The following is a 20730-nucleotide window of genomic DNA, read 5'->3' on the forward strand; positions in this document are numbered from 1 at the left end:
GGGCGTCGCCTTGCAGCTGGGCGTCGAGCCGGGCGCCTGGAGCCTGGCGCTGCACGGCGCTGCGGCCCTGTTGCCGGCCTGTAGCGCGCGGCTGTTGCCGCTGTTGCTGGCGCCGCTGACCGAGGTGGCCGAGTCGGTGCCGGAAGGCCTGCTGCTGCGCCAGTTGCTGCAGCGCCTGCCGGAGCTGGGCGGTGCCCGGAGCGGCTTGGGCCTGCAAGGGCTCAGCGTCGGCCTGGGTGAGAGCGAGCGGGCGCAGTTGGAGGCGCTGTTCGCCGCGGTCGAACCCTTGGCCGCCGGGCAGCCGCAGGCGGCGTCAAACCACGAGCTGCTGTGGCGTGAGGTGGCGCAGCCGGGTGGTGATGCGGCGCTGGTGCTGCTATGCCCGCTGGCGGATGACGAGCCGCGCTGCGAGGCGGCCTGGCGCCTGCTCGGGCAACTGCTGCAGGGGGCTTTCTATCGCCGTCTGCGCGGCGAGCTGCAACTGGGCTATGCGCTGTTTGCCGGCTACCGCCAGGTGCAGGGCGAGCGCGTGCTGCTGTTCGCCCTGCAGTCGCCGATGTGCGATGCGGCCGGCATCTTCGCGCATATCCGCAGCTTTCTCGACCAGCAGCGCCAGCGGATCGCCGAGCTGCCGGATGCGGAGTTCGAGCGCTGCCGCGAGGAACTGGCGCAGGCTCTGCGAACGCCCAAGGGCAATGTGGCGCGTGCCGAGCAACTGTGGCAATTACAGCTGGCTGGACTGAATGAAGAGCGCCCGCAACGGGTGCGCCAGGCATTGGCTGAGCTGACGCAGGATGAGCTGCAGGCGGCCTATGCGCAGTTGTTGCAAAGCGGCAGCTGGCGGGTGCTGGCCAGCAGGCCTGGGCCACACGCCTAGGCGCGATTTTTCTTCTCCCTCGATTCCTCGGCGGCCTGTGGGGCGCGCAGCGCACCCAACGGGATGGATGCGCCGTGCGCTTCTACGCCCAAGGATTGTGTCGGTACTACGACCTTTCGCCCGCTACCGGTAGCAGCCCGGTCGCGGGTCGCCCGGGGCAAGCCGGGCAGGGCGCGCCAAAGCAGCAGGCAAACGCTGCCAAGGCAGCGTATGGCCTGCCCTGGCGCCTTTCGATAATCGCCTCCGACCCGACTGCCCTGGCGGTCGACCACTCAAGCGGAGAGCGTTATGCACAACAAGAAGATCGCCAACCCCCGGTTTCTGCCCCTTGCCCTGGCTGCGGCCGTAGCGCTGGTCGGCTCCCAGCAGGCCGCCGCCGAAATCGTCCTGTACGACAAGGACGACACCACCTTTTCCACCGACGGCTATATCAACGCCTTCTACGTCAACAGTGACGTCGATCGCGAGGGCGAGCAGTTCGACCGTCGTCAGTCGCGGGTGAAGATGGGCTTTCTGCCCAACTGGATCGGCTTCAACTTCGGCAAGCAGATCGACGATCTCAAACTGGGCGGCCGCTCCTCGTTCTGGGTGACCATCAACGACAGCGAAGCCAACGGCACCGACACCGCCATCGACGTGCGTCAGTTCTACGGCACCGTCTCCAGCCCGGAATGGGGCGAGGTGCTGGTGGGCAAGGACTTCGGTCTGTTCTCGCGCTCCAACATCTTCCTCGACGAGCTGCTTGCCGGGTACGGCAACGTCTCCGACACCCTTGGCCTGGTGGATGGCAACGGCGTGTCCTTCGGCAATATCGGCACCGGCTACCCGTATCCGTTCCCGACCTCGCAGATCACCTACCGCAACAACAACCTGGCCGAAGGCCTGCGTGTGGCGGTGGGCATCATGGACCCGGTCGACACCAACGACGACAGCCCGACCGGCAAGGCCTATCAGGAAAACCCGCGTTTCGAATCGGAAGTCAGCTACCAGTTCGATGTGGGCGGCTCGACCATCTACACCTGGGTCAACGGCGCTTACCAGACCTCCGAAAACACCGACGACACCGTCGACAAGGTCACCTCCAAGGGCCTTGGCTATGGCGTGCAGGCCAAGTTCGGCGGCCTGTCGCTGACCGGTTCGGGCTTCCAGGCCAAGGGCATCAACCCGTTCTTCACCAACAACCTGGGCGAGCCGACCCTGCGTGACATCGACAGCGACGGCTACCTGTTGCAGGGTTCCTACACCTGGGGCAAGAACCGCGTGGCGCTGTCCTACGGCAAGACCGAGGACGACGGCAACGGCCTGGGCGTGGCAGCGGACTACGAGACCCGCGGCATTGCCTACTTCCGCACCATCAACGACAACCTCAAGCTGGTGGCCGAGTACAACCAGTACCAGATCGATGCCGCCGCAGGCAGCGGTCTGAACGAGGACACCGACACCTTCGCCGTGGGTGCCGTGCTCAGCTGGTAAGCACCGTTGCACAAGGCCGGGCAGGGGGCGACCTCTGCCCGGTCTTTTTTCGGAACATGGGCACATGGCTCTGGCTTGGCGGCGTGCCCCCGGAACGACGAATGACTCGCAAGGCCCATCGTCTGGTGACTTGATCCTGTGCCCCTCAGATACAGGGCGGAGCCTCCATAGGTTCCTGTTGGCTGTCGGTCTCTTTGGGTTTGGATGAGGGGTAATCCACGCGCCTTATATTGCTGAAATTAAATTGCATGCAATTTAATTGCTCGCTATTTTGCTCCCAGCTTCCAGCCCACTCAGGACGATTCCTCATGAGCAACGCACTTTTCGATATCCCGGTCACCACCATCAAGGGCGAGCAGAAAACCCTGGCCGACTTCGGCGGCAAGGCCGTGCTGGTGGTCAACACCGCCAGCAAGTGCGGTTTCACTCCGCAGTACAAGGGCCTGGAAAGCGTCTGGCAGCAGTACAAGGACCAGGGCCTGGTAGTGCTCGGCTTTCCCTGCAACCAGTTCGGCAAGCAGGAGCCGGGTGACGAGGGCGCGATCTCCGAGTTCTGCGAGCTGAACTTCGGCGTCAGCTTCCCGCTGTTCAAGAAGGTCGACGTCAACGGTGCCGCCGCTCACCCGCTGTTCGTGCAGCTGAAGAAGCGCGCCCCCGGCCTGCTCGGCAGCCAGGGCATCAAATGGAACTTCACCAAGTTTCTGATCGGCAAGGATGGCCAGGTGGTCAAGCGCTTCGCCCCGACCACCAAGCCCGAAGAGCTCTCCAGCGAGATCGAAGCCCTGCTCAAATGACCGCTTTCGATACCGCCGGGCTGCAGCTGGACAACCAGCTGTGCTTCAAGCTTTACGCCGCCTCGCGCGCGGTCATACGCGCCTACAAGCCGATGCTCGATGCTCTCGGTCTGACCTACCCGCAGTACCTGGCGATGCTGGTGCTGTGGGAGTGGCAGGAGCAGGCCCCCGAGCAGCCGACGCTCAAGGCGCTCGGGCAACGCCTGCAGCTGGATTCGGGCACCCTCACGCCCTTGCTCAAGCGCCTGGAGCAGATGGGGCTGGTGCTGCGTCGCCGCGCCGAGGCGGATGAGCGTGAGGTGCATCTGACCCTGAGCGAGGCAGGCAGGGCGTTGCGGGCGCAGGTCGCGCCGCTCAAGGCGCAGCTGCTGTGTCAGCTGGGCGATGATGACCTGCTGGAAATGGATGGCCTGCGCCGCAGCCTGGATCGTCTGCTGGCCCGGTTCAGCGCGTGACTTCCACGGGCAGCCAGCTGTCGAGCATGGCGGCCAGTTCCTCGCGGCGGAAGGGTTTGGCCAGGTAGTCGTTCATGCCGGCGGCGCGGCAGCGCTCGCGTTCGTCAGACAGGGCGTTGGCGGTCAGCGCCACGATGGGCAGCTCCGGCCAGCGACCGTTGGCGCGAATGCGGCGGCTGGCCTCGTAGCCATCCATAACCGGCATGTTGCAATCCATCAGCACCAGATCGACGGGCTCCCGTTCGAGTGCTTCCAGCGCTTCGCCGCCATGGCCGGCGACCAGCACCTGGCAGCCCAGCTTGGCCAGCATGCCCTTGGCCACCATCTGGTTGACCGGATTGTCCTCCACCAGCAGCACGCGAGCCGAGCGCTCGCGCTGAGGCTGTGCCTGAGTCTGGCTCTGGGCGTCCGCGGTATCGCTGTGAAAGGTGTGCCGCAACACCTGCAGCAGCCCGCTGCGGGCCAGCGGCCGGGCGATCTGCTGCAGCGGGGCGAGACGCAGGGCTTGATCGTTGGGCAGGAAGTTGCCGTAGGCCGTGACCAGGAGGATGGGCGTGTCCACCGCAGGGCGTATGCCGAGCAGGCATTCGGGGCAATCGCTGATCAGCAGGTCGGCCTCGATGCCCAGCAGGCTGGCATCGGTGTCCAGGCGCTGGTAGTCCAGGCCCCAGGTCGGCAGCCATTGGCTGAGCATCTGCTGCAGGCCGCTGCTGGCGGGGGTCAGGGCGACGATACGACCTTGCAGGCGCGGTTGCGGGGCGGGCCCGCCATGGGCAGGTAGCGGCAGCTGCGCATAGAACTCGCTGCCGAAACCTTCTTTCGATTGCAGGCTGAGGCTGCCGTGCATGGCTTCGCAGAGGCGGCGGGTCAGCGCCAGGCCGAGGCCGGTACCGCCGTATTCGCGCGTGATGCCGACCTCGGCCTGGGCGAACGGCTGGAAGATGCGTGCCTGGGCATCTGCGGCGATGCCGATGCCGGTGTCGCGGACGCGGATGCCGACGCCTTCGGCAGTGCACACCACCTGCAGATCGACGCGGCCGAAACGGGTGAATTTCAAGGCGTTGGACAGCAGGTTGCTGACGATCTGGCGCACACGGGTCGGGTCACCGACGACCTGTGCCGGCAGCTGCGGATCGATCAGGCAGGTCAGCTCCACCGCGCCGGCGGCGTTCTGCGACAGCAGGCTGGCAGTTTCCTCGGCCAGCACGCCGAGGTCGAAGGGAATCTGTTCCAGCTCCAGCTGCCCGGCCTCGAACTTGGAAAGGTCGAGAATGTCGTTGAGCAGCTCCACCAGCACCTTGCCGGAGTCGTGGGCGATGCCCAGCTGCTGCCGTTGCTCGGCGCTGAGCGGGCCATCCAGGGCCAGGGCGAGCATGCCCAGCAGGCCATTGAGCGGGGTGCGAATCTCGTGACTCATGTTGGCCAGGAAGGCCGAGCGGGCCTGGGCCATGTTCAGCGCCGTGGTGCGCGCCACCTCCAGCTCGGCATTGGAGCGGCTGAGGCGGGCGTTGGTGGCCTTGAGTTCGGCGGTACGTGCCGAGACGATGTTTTCCAGCTCGGCCAGGTACTGGGTCAGGCGGTCTTCCGCATGGCGGCGCTGCTCGATCTCCTTGGCGATGCTCGACAGCTGGCGATTGGTGACCTCCACCAGCGTGCCGATCTCGTCGCGCTCATGGCCCTTGGGGCAGGGCACCGGGCGGTGCTGCGGGTCCTGCGGGTTGCGTTCGCTCAGCGCGCGGATCACGCCGACCAGGGGCTTGGTCAGCATGAAGTAGAACAGCACCAGAAGAATCAGCGAGAGCAGCAGGCTGCGGGCGAAGCCGGTCAGCAGGGTCAGTAGCGAGCGCCGCAGAAAGTGGCTGCCGAAGGCGTAGGTGTCCACCTCCAGATGCAGCACGCCAAGCGCCTCGTTGGGGGCATGGGCGACGTAGAGTGGATCGGAGAACTGTCGCTGGGCGCCGAACAGGCTGTCGCTGAACACCCGATAGCGGCTTTCGCGACGCGGGCGGCTGACACTGGCCAGCACCAGGCCGCTGTTGTCGATCAGTTCGGCGCGGGTGACGGCAGGCGAGCGCAGCAGGCCGAGCACCAGCTCCTGGGCCAGTTCGGCGTCGATGTTGTAGGCGATACGGGCGGCCGGGTTGTGGCTGATTTCCAGCAGCGCGCGAATCTCGCGGTTGATGGAGGCCTCTTCGCTGGCATAATCCACGGCCACTTGAGTGACGCTGAGCAGCGTGCCGAGGATAAACGCCACCAGCACGGTAAGGCCGGCCTGTTTGAATGACAGGCGGTGGGTGAGCGAAATATCCATCAAGGCGGTTATGGTCTCTGATCCTGAGCGCCTGCCAAGCATAGCCGATAGCGGCGCTATATCGCAGACTCCGCAACGTGCGGTTCTGCGCAAAAGGAGTAGTGGATCGTGGATTCCCGATTGCAGAGTTTTCTAATCCGCGCCGAGCAGGTGCTGGAGCGTCTCGAGCCCTTGTTGCCGGCTCTGCGCCCCGAATTGGACTGGCAGCAGTGCGTGGCGGCCCGCTGGGTGCGCGATGGGCGCAGCGGCTTTCTGCAGCCGTTGGACGTCAGCCTGGACCTGTCCTTGAGCGACCTGCTCGGTGTCGACGCCCAGCGCGAGCAGCTGGCGCGCAACACCCGCCAGTTCGTCAAAGGCCTGCCGGCCAATCACGCCCTGCTGTGGGGCGCGCGCGGCACCGGCAAGTCGTCGCTGGTACGGGCGCTGCTGGCCGAGCATGCCGCGGCCGGGCTGCGCCTGATCGAAATCGAGCGTGATCATCTGGCCGACCTGCCGCGCGTGGTTGCCTTGCTGGCCGGGCTGACGCAGCGCTTCGTGCTGTTCTGCGACGACCTGTCGTTCGAAGCCGGCGAGGGCGACTATCGCGTGCTCAAGACCGTGCTTGACGGTTCGCTGGAGCAGGCGCCGGACAATGTGCTGCTGTATGCCACGTCCAATCGTCGTCACCTGGTGCCCGAGCGTCAGAGTGACAACGAGAACTGGAAGATGGTCGACGGCGAGCTGCATCCCAGCGAGGCGGTGGAAGACAAGATCGCGCTGTCGGACCGTTTCGGTCTGTGGCTGTCGTTCTACCCCTTCAGCCAGGACCACTACCTGATCGTGGTGCGTCACTGGGTCGGCGTGCAGGCGCGCCAGGTGGGCCTGGACTGGGCCTGGGACGAGGCGCTGGAAAAGGCCGCCATTCGCTGGGCGCTGGCTCGGGGCAATCGCAACGGCCGCTGCGCTTATCAATTCGCCCGCCACTGGGTCGGGCTGCAACTGTTGGAGCAACAACCATGATCGACCTTTCCCAGACTGGCGCCGGGATGGATGGCTATCCGCTGCTGGCTGCGCAACTGGAGGCGCTGCTGGCGGGCGAGCGCGACTTCATCGCCAACGCCGCGCAGTTCTCCGCTTTTCTCTTTCATGAGCTGGCGGATCTGAACTGGGCCGGTTTCTATCTGGTGAAGGACGGCGAACTGGTACTCGGGCCGTTTCAGGGCAAGGTGGCCTGTGTACGCATTGCCTTCGGGCGTGGCGTTTGCGGCGCGGCAGCGGCCAGCCTGCAGACGCAGCGCGTGGAGGATGTGCATGCGTTCGCCGGCCATATCGCCTGTGACAGCGCTTCGAACAGCGAACTGGTGGTGCCGCTGGTCAAGGAAGGGCGCCTGATCGGGGTGCTGGACCTGGACAGCCCGTCGGTCGGGCGTTTCACCGAGGTGGATCAGGCGGGTATCGAAGCGCTGGCGGCGATCTTCCTGGCGGCCAGCGACTGCTGAGGCGCCGGCTTGAGGTGGCTGCGTTGTAGACCCGGTGTTCAGGCTTCGCGTTGGTGCACCGACACGCCAGTGGCGAAGGTTTCCTTCACTGCGCGGTCATCGCCGAGCATGGTCAGGGCGAACAGGCGTTCCTCCAGGCTTCTGGCCTGCTGCATGCGGTAGCTCATCAGCGGTGTGGCGTTGTAGTCCAGCACCAGGAAGTCGGCGTCCTTGCCGGGCAGGAAGTTGCCCAGCTTGTCGTCCAGATACAGTGCATTGGCACCGCCCAGGGTGGCCAGGTACAGCGACTTGAACGGGTCGAGTTTCTTGCCCTGCAGCTGCATGATCTTGTACGCCTCGTTCAGCGACTGCAGCTGGCTGAAGCTGGTGCCGGCGCCGACATCGGTACCCAGCCCGACGCGCACGCCATGGGCTTCCAGCTTGTTCAGGTCGAACAGGCCGCTGCCGAGGAACAGGTTGGAGGTCGGGCAGAAGGCCACGGCCGAGCCGGTTTCGGCGAGGCGCGTGCACTCGTCGTCGCACAGGTGCACGCCATGGGCGAACACCGCGCGCGGGCCGATCAGCTTGTGGTGGTCATAGACGTCCAGGTAGCCCTTGCGCTCGGGAAACAGTTCCTTGACCCATTCGATTTCCTTGCGGTTCTCGGACAGGTGGGTGTGCATGTACAGATCCGGGTACTCGCCCAGCAGCTTGCCGGCCAGCTCCAGCTGCTCTGGCGTGCTGGTGGGGGCGAAGCGCGGGGTGACCGCATAGTGCAGGCGGCCCTTGCCGTGCCAACGCTCGATCAGTGCCTTGCTCTCGGCGTAGCCGGACTCGGCTGTGTCGGTCAGGTAGTCCGGGGCGTTGCGATCCATCAGCACCTTGCCGGCGATCATGCGTAGGTTGAGCTTGTCGGCCTGCTCGAAGAAGGCGTCCACCGACTGCGGATGCACGGTGCCGAACACCAGGGCGGTGGTGGTGCCGTTGCGCAGCAGTTCCTTGAGGAAGATCGCCGCCACGTCGCTGGCATGGGCCTTGTCTTCGAACTGCCGCTCGGTGGGGAAGGTGTAGGTGTTGAGCCAGTCCAGCAGTTGCTCGCCGTAGGAGGCGATCATGCCGGTCTGCGGGTAGTGGATGTGGGTGTCGATGAAACCGGGGGTAATCAGCGCGTCGCGGTAGTGTTGAACCTCGACGCCGGCCAGCTTCGGCAACAGCTCGGCGGCGGGGCCAACCTGGGCGACCTTGCCGTTTTCGATCAGCAGGATGCCGTCCTCGAAATATTCATAGGACTGCTCGACACCGACCACGGCGGGGTCGGCGAGGCTGTGCAGGATGGCGGCGCGGTAGGCTTTGGTATTGATGGTCATCTGTTACGTCTCGATTGAGCGGGGCAGTGCGTAGGGTGTGCTGTGCGCACCACTGGCAATGCGGTGTTATTGGTGCGCGCGGCGCACCCTACTGGGCGCACTGCGAATTAGGCAGAGTCAGGACCGGCGCGAGGCGGGCAACAGCTTGGCGACGCTGGACTCACCCTTCTTCGCGTCCTGGCCGAAGCTGGCGTTATAGGTGGCGATCACCTCGCCGGCGATGGACACGGCAATCTCCACCGGCAGCTTGCCTTTCACTTCGGGCAGGCCCATGGGGCAGCGCATGCGCGCCATCAGGGTGTCCGCGAAGCCGCGTTCGCGCAGGCGGTGCTCGAATTTGACGCGCTTGGTCTTCGAGCCGATCAGGCCGTAGTAGGCGAAGTCGCCGCGTTTGAGGATCGCCGCGGTCAGCTCCAGGTCGAGCTGGTGGTTGTGGGTCATGACGATGTAGTAGCTGCCGGGCGGCATGTTCTCCACCTCGTCGACCACCTCGTCACCCACGATCTTCTCCACGCCGGCGGGGATGTGCTCGGGAAATTCGTTTTCCCGCGAGTCGATCCAGCGCACCTTGCACGGCAGGCTGGCGAGCAGCGGTACCAGCGCGCGACCGACATGGCCGGCGCCGAACACGGCGATCTGCGCCTGGGGCTGGCCCATGGGCTCGAACAGCAGCACGGTGGTGCCGCCGCAGCACTGGCCCAGGCTGGCGCCGAGGGAGAAGCGCTCCAGGCGAGTGTCCTGGCTGCGGCTGGCGAGCATCTCGCGGGCCATTTCCATGGCCTTGTATTCCAGATGGCCGCCGCCGATGGTCTCGAAGATGCGCTCGGCGGTGACCACCATCTTCGAGCCGGCATTGCGCGGCGTCGAGCCGCGTTCTTCGATGATGGTCACCAGCACGCAGGCTTCACCTTTTTGCTGCAGCTCGGCGAGGGCACTGATCCAGCTCATTTGCTCAGCCTCCAGGAAGGCGTGGTCTGTCCCGGGCGCGGCAGGCGCCAGTTGCTCGGCGACGGATCGAGAATCGGCTCCGGCGCCGGGCGAGCGGGGCGGTTATTCGGTTCGGTGTGTTTTGTCATTGTTGTACACCTGTTTAATTCGAACTACATGGCTGTTCACCCCTCTCCCGCTTGCGGGAGAGGGGCGGGGGAGAGGGTGGCCTGTTCGATCGAGTCGTCCGAGCCTCCCTCTCCCCAACCCTCTCCCATGAATGGGAGAGGGAGCCGATCGTGTTACGCCGGTTCAACCTCGGCAGCGCTGGCAGCCTTGGCCGTCGTCTTCAGCTTGCGCATCTGTTCCACACCCCAGAGCACGCGCTCAGGCGTGGCCGGGGCGTCGATCTGCGGTTGCACCTTGTAGTCGGCCAGGCTGGCCACGGCGTCCTTCAAGGCGCACCAGGCGGCGATGCCGAGCATGAAGGGCGGCTCGCCCACGGCCTTGGAGTGGAACACGGTGTCTTCCGGGTTCTTGCGGTTCTCCACCAGCTTCACGCGCAGGTCGATGGGCATGTCGGCGATGGCCGGGATCTTGTAGCTGGCCGGGCCGTTGGTCATCAGCTTGCCCTTGGCGTTCCACACCAGCTCCTCGGTGGTCAGCCAGCCCATGCCCTGGACGAAGGCGCCTTCAACCTGGCCGATGTCGATGGCCGGGTTCAGCGAATCGCCGACGTCATGCAGGATGTCGCCACGCAGCATGCGGTATTCGCCGGTCAGGGTGTCCACCAGCACTTCCACGCAAGCCACGCCGTAGGCGTAGTAATAGAAGGGGCGGCCGGCCGCCTTGTCGCGGTCGTAGTAGATCTTCGGCGTACGGTAGAAGCCGGTGGAAGACAGCGAGACCTGACCGAAGTAGGCCTTCTGGATCATCTCCTCGAAGGACAGGAAGTGGTCGCGCACGCGCACCTGGCCGTTGCGGAATTCCACATCTTCCGGGGTGACCTTGTACTCGCGCACCAGGAAGTCCACCAGGCGCTGCTTGATGGTTTCGGCTGCGTTCTTCGCCGCCATGCCGTTGAGGTCGGCGCCGCTGGATGCGGCGGTCGGCGAGGTGTTGGGCACCTTGTCGGTGTTGGTGGCGGTGATCTGGATGCGCTCGATATCGACTTGGAACACTTCGGCGACGACCTGGGCGACCTTGGTGTTGAGGCCCTGGCCCATCTCGGTGCCGCCGTGGTTCAGGTGGATCGAGCCGTCGGTGTAGATATGGATCAGCGCGCCGGCCTGGTTGAGGAAGGTGGCGGTGAAGCTGATGCCGAATTTCACCGGGGTCATGGCCAGGCCTTTCTTCAACACAGGACTCTTGGCATTGAAGGCGCGGATTTCTTCACGGCGCTTGGCGTACTCGCAGCTCTGCTCCAGCTCGGCGGTCATCTCGTGGATGACGTTGTGCTCGACGGTCTGGTGGTAGTGGGTGACGTTGCGCTCGGTCTTGCCGTAGTAGTTGAGCTTGCGCACTTCCAGCGGGTCCTTGCCCAGGCTGCGTGCGACGGCGTCCATCACTTCCTCGATGGCGACCATGCCCTGCGGGCCGCCGAAGCCGCGGTAGGCGGTGTTCGTGGCGGTGTTGGTCTTGCAGCGATGACCGTTGATGGTGGCGTTGCCGAGGAAGTAGGCATTGTCGGAGTGGAACATGGCGCGGTCGACGATGGAGCCGGACAGGTCCGGTGAGTAGCCGCAGTTGCCGGCCAGGTCCATCTCGATGCCATGCAGCAGGCCGTCGTTATCGAAGCCGACGTCGTACTCGACATAGAAGGGGTGACGCTTGCCGGTCATGCTCATGTCTTCCATGCGCGGCAGACGCATCTTGGTCGGCCGGCCGGTGAGGTGGGCGATCACCGCGCACAGGCACGCTGGGCCGGCGGCCTGGGTTTCCTTGCCGCCGAAACCACCGCCCATGCGGCGCATGTCGATGACGACCTTGTTCATCGGCACGCCGAGCACCTCGGCCACCAGCTTCTGCACCTCGGTGGGGTTCTGCGTCGAGGTGTAGACCAGCATGCCGCCGTCTTCGGTGGGCATCACCGAGGAAATCTGGGTTTCCAGGTAGAAGTGCTCCTGGCCGCCGATATGCAGGCTGCCCTGCAGGCGACGCGGGGCGCTGGCCAGCTTGCTGGCCGAGTCACCGATGCGGTGGGTGTGGCTGGCGAGCACGAAATGCTTCTTGCGGTAGGCCTCGACCACATCGAGCACCGGCTCCAGGTCCTCGTACTCGACGATCGCGGCCATGGCCGCCTTGCGTGCGGTCTCCAGGCTGTCGGCGGCCACTGCCAGCACCACCTGGCCAACGTACTCGACCTTGCCGTCGGCCAGCAGCGGGTCGCCGGCAACTACCGGGCCGATATCCAGCTGGCCCGGTACATCGTCCTTGGTGATGGCGATGGCCACGCCCGGAAACTCGTAGCAGGGGCGGGTGTCGATGCGCAGGATGCGCGCATGGGCGCGATCCGACTGGCGCGCATAGACGTGCAACTGGTTGGGGAATTCCAGACGGTCGTCGACATAGACCGCCTCGCCGGTGACATGCTTGTCCGCGCTCTCGTGCTTGACGCTGCGGCCGACGCCGCTGGTCATGCCGGCGCGGAACAGGGCGGCCAGCTCTTCCTGGGATTTGTGTTCGATATGACTGGACATCTTCGTCTCCAAAAAAATGCTGCGCGCTCAGGCGTAAGCCGTGACCCGGGTTTCGATTTCGGGTGACTGCTGTTCCAGGAAGAACTTGCGCAGCAGGTTCTGGGCAGTGAGCAGGCGGTATTCCTTGCTGGCGCGGAAATCCGACAGCGGGGTGAAGTCCTCGCCCAGTGCTTCGCAGGCGCGTTCGATCACGCCGGGATACCAGGCCGAGCCGACCAGGGCCGCTTCGCAGGCGCTGGCGCGTTTGGGGATGGCGGCCATGCCGCCGAAGGCGATGCGCGCGTCTGTCACCACGCCGTCGACGATAGTCAGGTTGAAGGCCGCGCAGACGGCGGAGATGTCGTCGTCCAGGCGCTTGGACACCTTGTAGGCGCGGAACGCCTGGTTGGCCTGGGAGCGCGGCACGATGATCTTCTCGATGAATTCGGCTTCCTGGCGGGCGGTCACCTTGTAGTCGAGGAAGTAGTCCTGCAGCGGCAGGATGCGTCGGGTGTTGCCCCGGCGCAGGGCGATCTGCGCGCCGAGGGCGATCAGCAGCGGCGGGGCGTCACCGATGGGCGAGGCGTTGCCGATATTGCCGCCCAGGGTGCCCTGGTTGCGGATCTGCAGCGAGGCGAAACGGTGCAGCAGCTCGCCGAAGTCCGGGTACTCGCGCGACAGCGCTTCGTAGCAGTCGGACAGCGCCGCGGCAGCGCCGATTTCGATGGCGCTGTCGGTCACTTCGATGCGCTTCATATCCTCGATATGGCCGACGTAGATCATCACCGGCAGTTCACGGTGGAACTGGGTGACTTCCAGGGCCAGGTCGGTACCGCCGGCGAGCAGGCGGGCTTCCGGGTTGGCGGTGTAGAGGTCGGCCAGGTCGGCCACGGTCAGCGGCACCAGGCAGCGCTTGTCGCCGCTGTTGAGCTCGGCGGTTTCGCGCGGGGCGATGGCCTTGAGCCGGGCCACGGTGTCGGCTTCGAAGGCGTCGAACTGGTCCGGCTGCTTCTGGCAGCAGGCCTGCTCGGCGGCGTCGATGATCGGGCGGTAGCCGGTGCAGCGGCACAGATTGCCGGCCAGGGCTTCCAGCGTGGCGCCCTTGTCGAAGCCGGTGGAGTTCTTCTGCAGGGCGAACAGCGACATGATGAAGCCGGGGGTGCAGAAGCCGCACTGCGAGCCATGGCAGTCGACCATCGCCTGCTGCACGCTGTGCAGCTTGCCCTGATGCTTGAGGTCTTCGACGGTGATCAGCTGTTTGCCGTGCAGGCTGGAGACGAAGGTCAGGCAGGAGTTGAGGGTGCGATAGCGCACGCGCTCGCCATCGAGCTCGCCCACCACCACGGTGCAGGCACCGCAGTCGCCGGAGGCGCAGCCTTCCTTGGTTCCGGTCTTGCCAACGTGCTCACGCAGATAGTTGAGCACGGTGACGTTGGGGTCCAGGGCATGCTCGGTGCGCAGCTCCCGGTTGAGTAAAAACTGGATCAAGGACGACCTCCAGGCACTTTATTGTTATGACTCGGTTGGCTGGCCAGGTGATGCACGCACTGCAGGGCCCTGGCGCGGGCTGCCATGGGGTCAATCTAGAGTTTTCTGACTTTTGGGTCAACAAATATTTGACCCTGTGGTCAGCTGCTTGTCATGCAAATCGGTTATGAGGCCGCCATGCGTTCAGCGTAGCGACTTTCATGCCAGCGCAGGCGCTGCCAGAGGGTAGGGTGCGCCATGCGCACCGCTGTTCAACTAAGCAGCAGGTGCGCACGGCGCACCCTACAAAGCCAAATCGCTGCATCAACAAGCAAATACGACATAGCCAAAACAAAACCCCGGGAGCCTGCGCTGCCGGGGTTGGGATGGGGAGGGTGGCTCAGGGCTTACGTCAGCTGCGATTCGCTCAGCTGATGTTCCTCGCCGGCGTAGTAGGCGCGGACCTTGGGGTCCATCACCGCGCGCCACAGCGGCGGGAAGAGGGCGAGTACGATCATCCCCGCATAGCCATTGGGCAACTGCGGGCTGTCGTCGAAATGGCGCAATACCTGATAACGGCGTTTGGCGTAGGCGTGGTGATCGGAGTGACGCTGCAGGTGGAACAGGAACAGGTTGGTAAGCAGGAAGTTGCTGTTCCATGAATGGTGCGGATTGGTGCGCTCGTAGCGGCCGTTGTCCAGTTTCCGCCGGTGCAGGCCGTAATGCTCGACGTAGTTGACGATCTCCAGCAGGGTGAAGGCCATCACCGCCTGGCCGAGGAAGAACAGCGCGCCGAGTGCGCCTAAGGCCAGGGTGAAGCCGAGCAGCAACAGCGCGCTTATTGCGTACCACCAGATCAGTTCGTTGCGCCAGTGCAGGGCCGGCAGGCCGCGGCGCCCCAGGCGCTCGGCCTCCAGCTTCCAGGCGTTGAGGAAGTTGTGCTTGTAGGCGTGCGGCAGAAAGGCGTACAGGCTCTGGCCGAAGCGCGAGGAGGAGGCGTCCTCGGGCGTGGATACGTGCACGTGGTGGCCGCGTACATGCTCCACCTTGAAGCCGGCGTAGCACACCGCCGCCAGCAGCAGGCCCCCGGCATTCTGTTCCAGACGCGGATCCTTGTGGATCAGCTCGTGCGACACGGTGATGCCGATGGCCCCCATCACCGTGCCGACCGACAGCACCCAGCCGAGCTGGCCGACCCAGCTCCAGCCTTCGTAACTGACGAAAATCCAGCCGCTCCAGATCAGCATCGCCAGCAGCAGCGGCACTGTCGCCAGGCTCAGCAGGCGGTAGTAGCCCTGAGCCTCAAGCGCCGGTACTTCCTCGCGTTCGTCCGGGTTGGCCGGGTCGCGACCCACGACGAAATCCAGCAGCGGAATGACGCCGAACACCACCGTGATCACCAGCCAGGCCCAGGCATCGGCGTGCGCGCTGCCCAGCGACCAGTAGTAGCTGAGGGGTATGCCGAGTACCGGGATCAGCCAGATCCAGTAGCCGACTTTCTTCAGTGCGATCATCCAGTGCGAGGGCAGGCGTTCGAACATGGGGGCTCCGCTTGATTCTTGTTATGAATGCATTGGTAGGATTGTAGGACAATCGTCTTCTGCGACTACCCCTGACAGCCCGACCTTTCGAACGGAAAGCACCGCGCCCGGACGCTTGGCCCGGTAACACCCTGTGTTACACTCGCCGCCAGTTTTTTTGGCTCCCGCCCAGCCGTGGCGGGGCTCCCAGACTCGACCGCCCGCCCCTGGATCGACGCAAATAAGGAATGTCATGACGTTCAAGGCCCCGGACAGCCTCGCCGAGCAAATTGCCCATTACCTGGCCGAACGCATCATTCGCGGTGAGCTCAAGGAACGCGAGCGCATCCAGGAGCAGAAGGTCACCCAGGCGCTCAATGTCAGCCGTGGTTCCGTGCGCGAGGCGCTGCTGATTCTCGAGCGCCGCCACCTGATCGTGATCCTGCCGCGCCGCGGCGCCCAGGTCACCGAACTGACTCCGCACAAGGTGCAGAGCCTCTACGGCCTGGTGATCGAGCTGTACATCCTGCTGGCGCGCGCGGTGGCCGACCGCTGGCAGGCCGAAACCGATCTGGCGCCCTTCCTCGATATCCAGCGACGTCTGCAGGACAGCCTCGAGCGCAGCGATATCGGCGCCTTCGTCGAGAACAGCTTCGACGTCATGCGCGCCGCCTTCCCCTTCGCCGACAACCCCTACCTGCAGGAAACTCTGGAGAACCTGCTGCCGGCCATCAGCCGCACCTACCACCTGGCGCTGGAGCGGCGCAAAGGCGAGATGGGTCAGTTCATGAACACCTTCGCCAGCCTGCTGCAGGCGATCATCGCCCGCGATCACGCCCGCGCCCGCGAAGTGCTGCAGGCCTACGGTCAGCACAACTGCCAGCTGGTGCTGGCGACCCTGGCCGAGCGCTAAGCCCAGATGCGCCTGAAAAGCATCAAGCTGGCCGGCTTCAAGTCCTTCGTCGATCCGACGACGGTGAGCTTTCCCAGCAACATGGCGGCGGTGGTCGGGCCCAACGGTTGCGGCAAGTCCAACATCATCGACGCCGTTCGCTGGGTGATGGGTGAAAGTTCGGCGAAGAACCTCCGTGGCGAGTCGATGACCGACGTCATCTTCAACGGCTCCAACACGCGCAAGCCGGTGACCCAGGCCTCCATCGAGCTGATCTTCGACAACAGCGACAACTCGCTGGTGGGCGAATACGCCGCCTTCGCCGAGATTTCCATCCGCCGCCGGGTGACTCGCGACGGGCAGAACACCTATTTCCTCAACGGCACCAAGTGCCGTCGCCGCGATATCACCGATATCTTCCTCGGCACCGGCCTGGGGCCGCGCAGTTACTCGATCATCGAGCAGGGCATGATCAGCAAGCTGATCGAGGCCAAGCCCGAGGAGCTGCGCAATTTCATCGAGGAAGCCGCCGGCATCTCCAAGTACAAGGAGCGCCGCCGCGAGACCGAGAACCGTATCCGCCGCACCCAGGAAAACCTGGCGCGCCTGACCGACCTGCGCGAGGAGCTGGAGCGCCAGCTCGAACGTCTGCACCGTCAGGCCCAGGCGGCGGAGAAGTACCAGGAATACAAGGCCGAGGAGCGTCAGCTCAAGGCCCAGCTGCTGGCCCTGCGCTGGCAGACCCTGAATCAGCAGGTCGGCAGCCGCGAGCAGGTGATCGGCGACCAGGAAGTGGCCTTCGAGGCGTTGGTGGCCGAGCAGCGCAGTGCCGATGCCGCCATCGAGCGCCTGCGCGATGGCCATCACGAACTCTCCGAACGGTTCAACCTGGTGCAGGGCCGCTTCTATTCCGTGGGTGGCGATATCGCTCGCGTCGAGCAGAGCATCCAGCATGGCCAGCAGCGTCTGCGCCAGTTGCAGGACGACCTGCGCGAGGCGGAAAAGGCGCGCCTGGAAACCGAATCGCACCTTGGCCATGACCGCACCCTGCTGGCCACTCTGGGCGAAGAGCTGGAGATGCTCCTGCCCGAGCAGGAGCTGACCACCGCCGCTGCCGAGGAGTCCGCCGCCGGCCTGGAAGAGGCCGAGGCCGCCATGCATGGCTGGCAGGAGCAATGGGACGGTTTCAACCAGCGCAGCGCCGAGCCGCGTCGCCAGGCCGAGGTGCAGCAGTTGCGCATCGCCCAGCTGGAGCAGAGCCTGGAGCGCCTGGCCGAACGCCAGCGCCGACTGAACGAAGAGCTGCAGCAATTGGCGGCCGACCCCGAAGACGCCGCCATTCTCGAACTGAACGAACAGCTCGCCGCCGGAGAGCTGGAGCACGAAGCCCTGCAGCTGGCCGAAGAGCAGCAGGCCGAGCGCCTGCAGCAATTGCGCGAGGAGTTGCAGCAAGCCGGCCAGGCGCAGCAGCAGGCTCAGGGTGAACTGCAGCGGCTGAACGGCCGTCTGGCGTCACTGGAGGCCCTGCAACAGGCCGCGCTCGATCCCGGGCAGGGCGCAGGCGACTGGCTGCGCGAGCAGAACCTGCTGCAGCGTCCGCGCCTGGCCGAAGGGCTGCGCGTGGAAGCCGGCTGGGAGCTGGCGGTGGAAACCGTGCTCGGCGCTGACCTGCAGGCCGTGCTGCTGGACGATTTCGCCGGGCTGGATTTTGCCAGCCTGGAGCAGGGCGAGCTGCGCCTGGCCAGCCCGGGCACCGCTGGTGGCCGTCGCGCCGGCAGCCTGCTGGACAAGATCGAGTCGAGCCACGATCTGTCGCCCTGGCTAGCCAGTGTGCGCCCGGTGGAGTCGCTGGAGCAGGCTCTGGCGGCTCGCGCGCAGCTGGCCGATGGCGAAAGCCTGATCAGCCGCGACGGCTACTGGGTCGGCCGGCATTTTCTGCGCGTACGCCGCGCCGCCGAGGCGGACAGCGGTGTACTGGCCCGCGGCCAGGAACTGGAACGCCTACAGCTTGAGCGCGAGGAGCGCGAAGCGGCCCTGGCGCAGCTGGATGAACGCCTGATGGCGCTACGCGACGAGCAACGCCGCCAGGAAGAACAACGCGAGCAGCAACGCCGCCAAGGCCAGGAACTGGCGCGCCAGGTGAGCGAGCTAAAGGCGCGCCTGTCCGCCAGCCAGGCCAAGGCCGAGCAGTTGGGACTGCGTCGCCGCCGTCTGCAGGACGAACTGCAGGAAGCGGCCGAGCAGCGCGAGATCGAGCAGGAGCAACTGGGCGAAGCGCGCCTGCAACTGCAGGATGCATTGGACGCCATGGCGCTGGATAACGAGCAGCGCGAAAGTCTGCTGGCCAGCCGCGACAGCCTGCGTGAGCGCCTCGACCGTGTGCGCCAGGAAGCGCGTCAGCACAAGGATCACGCTCACCAGCTGGCGGTACGGGTCGGTTCGCTCAAGGCGCAGCACGACTCCACCCGCCAGGCGCTGGAGCGTCTGGAGATGCAGGCCGAGCGCCTGCACGAGCGGCGTGAGCAGTTGTCGCTGAATCTGGAAGAGGGCGAGGCGCCTCTGGAAGAGCTGCGCATCAAGCTCGAGGAGCTGCTCGAGCGGCGCATGGCGGTGGACGAGGAACTGCGCCAGGCGCGCCTGGCGCTGGAAGATGCCGACCGCGAACTGCGCGATGCCGAGAAGCGCCGTACCCAGGCCGAGCAGCAGGCGCAGATGCTGCGCAGCCAGCTCGAGCAGCAGCGCATGGACTGGCAGTCGCTCAACGTGCGACGCAAGGCCCTGGCCGACCAGCTCGCCGAGGACAATTACGACCTGCACGGGGTGATCGCCACCCTGCCGGCCGAGGCCACGGAAAGCGCCTGGGAAGAAGAGCTGGAGCGCATGGCCGCACGCATCGCCCGGCTCGGGCCGATCAACCTGGCAGCCATCGACGAGTATCAGCAGCAGTCCGAGCGCAAGCGCTACCTGGATGCGCAGGACGCGGATCTGGTCGAGGCCCTGGAAACCCTGGAAAACGTCATCCGCAAGATCGACAAGGAAACGCGCAATCGTTTCAAGGACACCTTCGATCAGATCAATGGCGGTTTGCAGGCACTCTTTCCAAAAGTTTTCGGTGGCGGCAACGCTTATTTGGAACTCACCGGCGAAGATTTACTCGATACCGGTGTAACCATCATGGCGCGGCCCCCGGGCAAGAAGAACAGCACCATTCATTTGCTCTCCGGTGGAGAGAAAGCGCTGACGGCGTTGGCGCTGGTGTTTTCCATCTTCCAGCTTAATCCGGCGCCGTTCTGCATGTTGGATGAAGTGGATGCGCCGCTGGACGACGCCAACGTGGGTCGCTATGCGCGTCTGGTCAAGGAAATGTCGGCGACGGTGCAGTTCATCTACATCACTCACAACAAGATCGCCATGGAAATGGCCGATCAACTGATGGGGGTCACCATGCACGAGCCGGGCTGCTCGCGCCTGGTGGCGGTGGATGTCGAAGAGGCGCTGGCGATGGTGGAGAGCTGATGCGTCTGCCTGTGTAAAGTTGCCTTTCGTCGTGCTAGCTTATTGCCCACTTTTGTTACACGCGGAAAACGTCAGATAGAACATGGAGTTGGCGTCGCGTTTTATAGTCAAGTTGTGATCCGGTTGATTGGATCTTTTTTTCACCAGAATTTTTAGGGGTCGGGTATTTCATGGAATTCGGTCTGCGCGAATGGCTGATCGTTATTGGCATCATCGTTATCGCTGGCATTCTCTTCGACGGCTGGCGCCGCATGCGCGGTGGCAAGGGCAGGCTCAAGTTCAAGCTCGACCGCAGCTTCGCCAACATGCCCGACGATGACAGCGACCCCGACCTGCTCAGCCCGCCGCGTGTGGTCAAGCGTGAGATGGAGCCGCAACTGGACGAGGACGATCTGCCCTCGATGAGCGCCAAGGAGCTGCCGCGCCGCTCGCGCAACGAACCGCAGCAGGGCGACCTCAATCTGGCCGTCGACGAGCCGGTACCGACTCTGCTCAATCCGGTCGACGACAAACCCCAGGAGCCGAAGAAATCCGCCAAGCCCTCGGCCGAAGCCGCGCCGGTGGAGGAAGTGCTGGTGATCAACGTCGTTGCCCGCGACGACCTCGGCTTCAAGGGCCCGGCATTGCTGCAGAACATCCTGGAAAGCGGTCTGCGCTTCGGCGAAATGGACATCTTCCATCGTCACGAGAGCATGGCCGGTAACGGCGAGGTCCTGTTCTCCATGGCCAACGCGCTCAAGCCCGGTACTTTCGATCTGGACGATATCGAAGGCTTCAGCACTCGCGCGGTGAGCTTCTTCCTCAGCCTGCCCGGTCCGCGTCATCCCAAGCAGGCCTTCGACGTGATGGTCGCAGCTGCCCGCAAGCTGGCCCACGAACTGGGCGGCGAGCTGAAGGATGACCAGCGCAGCGTGATGACCGCGCAGACCATCGAACATTACCGCCAGCGCATCGTCGAGTTCGAGCGCCGGCAGCTGACACAGAAACGCTGACCCG

15 protein-coding genes are annotated in these 20730 nt (G+C 64.9%); 9 read left to right on the plus strand and 6 right to left on the minus strand.

Going from position 1 to position 20730, the window contains the following annotated elements; translation table 11 throughout:
• From N7333_RS05130 to N7333_RS05145, 4 genes are all read left to right on the plus strand, one after another.
• Positions 1–877, plus strand: an 877-nt coding sequence (locus N7333_RS05130) for an insulinase family protein (RefSeq protein WP_347815285.1), incomplete at its 5' end; no start/stop codon positions are given.
• Between the two features lie 288 nt (positions 878–1165).
• Entirely contained in the window at positions 1166–2350 is a 1185-nt protein-coding gene (locus tag N7333_RS05135) for a porin (protein ID WP_279858560.1), read from the plus strand.
• 308 nt (positions 2351–2658) lie between these two features.
• Positions 2659–3144 (plus strand): glutathione peroxidase, encoded by a 486-nt coding sequence (locus N7333_RS05140; protein ID WP_279858561.1) that lies wholly within the window; start codon positions 2659–2661, stop codon positions 3142–3144.
• On the plus strand, positions 3141–3599 hold the full coding sequence (locus tag N7333_RS05145; protein ID WP_279858562.1) for a MarR family transcriptional regulator: 459 nt from the start codon (positions 3141–3143) through the stop codon (positions 3597–3599). The genes N7333_RS05140 and N7333_RS05145 overlap by 4 nt, the downstream gene beginning before the upstream one ends.
• Here N7333_RS05145 and N7333_RS05150 read toward each other — a convergent pair.
• A complete protein-coding gene (locus N7333_RS05150; RefSeq protein ID WP_279858563.1) occupies positions 3589–5910 on the minus strand; it encodes a response regulator in 2322 nt (773 codons plus the stop codon). The genes N7333_RS05145 and N7333_RS05150 overlap by 11 nt on opposite strands.
• A 108-nt stretch (positions 5911–6018) precedes the next feature.
• Here N7333_RS05150 and N7333_RS05155 point away from each other — a divergent pair, with 108 nt between their 5' ends.
• Positions 6019–6909: an ATP-binding protein gene (locus N7333_RS05155; protein WP_003243774.1), complete on the plus strand. Its 891-nt coding sequence runs from the start codon at positions 6019–6021 to the stop codon at positions 6907–6909.
• Positions 6906–7388, plus strand: a complete 483-nt coding sequence (locus N7333_RS05160; protein ID WP_003243776.1) for a GAF domain-containing protein — start codon at positions 6906–6908, stop codon at positions 7386–7388. The genes N7333_RS05155 and N7333_RS05160 overlap by 4 nt, the downstream gene beginning before the upstream one ends.
• 38 nt (positions 7389–7426) lie before the next feature.
• On the opposite strand, the gene guaD is transcribed toward N7333_RS05160, so the two are convergent.
• The 5 genes from guaD to N7333_RS05185 form a co-directional block, all read right to left on the minus strand.
• A complete protein-coding gene (guaD, locus tag N7333_RS05165) occupies positions 7427–8734 on the minus strand; it encodes a guanine deaminase (RefSeq protein WP_129483369.1) in 1308 nt (435 codons plus the stop codon).
• 117 nt (positions 8735–8851) lie between these two features.
• Positions 8852–9682 carry a xanthine dehydrogenase accessory protein XdhC gene (gene xdhC, locus N7333_RS05170; RefSeq protein WP_129483370.1) on the minus strand — a complete coding sequence of 277 codons (831 nt, stop codon included), beginning with the start codon at positions 9680–9682 and terminating at the stop codon, positions 8852–8854.
• 281 nt (positions 9683–9963) lie between these two features.
• Positions 9964–12360 carry a xanthine dehydrogenase molybdopterin binding subunit gene (gene xdhB / locus N7333_RS05175; protein WP_279858564.1) on the minus strand — a complete coding sequence of 799 codons (2397 nt, stop codon included), beginning with the start codon at positions 12358–12360 and terminating at the stop codon, positions 9964–9966.
• 27 nt (positions 12361–12387) lie between these two features.
• Positions 12388–13827 carry a xanthine dehydrogenase small subunit gene (xdhA, locus tag N7333_RS05180; RefSeq protein WP_129483372.1) on the minus strand — a complete coding sequence of 480 codons (1440 nt, stop codon included), beginning with the start codon at positions 13825–13827 and terminating at the stop codon, positions 12388–12390.
• 386 nt (positions 13828–14213) lie between these two features.
• Entirely contained in the window at positions 14214–15347 is a 1134-nt protein-coding gene (locus tag N7333_RS05185) for an alkane 1-monooxygenase (RefSeq protein WP_129483373.1), read from the minus strand.
• A gap of 232 nt (positions 15348–15579) precedes the next feature.
• Between N7333_RS05185 and N7333_RS05190 the strand changes: the two genes are divergently transcribed.
• From N7333_RS05190 to zipA, 3 genes are all read left to right on the plus strand, one after another.
• On the plus strand, positions 15580–16239 hold the full coding sequence (locus N7333_RS05190; protein WP_012018967.1) for a GntR family transcriptional regulator: 660 nt from the start codon (positions 15580–15582) through the stop codon (positions 16237–16239).
• Positions 16240–16245: 6 nt separating this feature from the next.
• Complete coding sequence (smc, locus tag N7333_RS05195) at positions 16246–19734, plus strand: chromosome segregation protein SMC (protein ID WP_129483374.1); 3489 nt, start codon at positions 16246–16248, stop codon at positions 19732–19734.
• Between the two features lie 170 nt (positions 19735–19904).
• The gene (zipA, locus tag N7333_RS05200) at positions 19905–20726 is read left to right on the plus strand and encodes a cell division protein ZipA (protein ID WP_096826668.1); all 822 of its coding nucleotides are present in this window, start codon (positions 19905–19907) and stop codon (positions 20724–20726) included.
• Positions 20727–20730: the final 4 nt, after the last annotated feature.

The sequence above is a fragment of the Pseudomonas sp. GD04158 genome (assembly GCF_029834875.1).
Classification (GTDB): domain Bacteria; phylum Pseudomonadota; class Gammaproteobacteria; order Pseudomonadales; family Pseudomonadaceae; genus Aquipseudomonas; species Aquipseudomonas hydrolytica.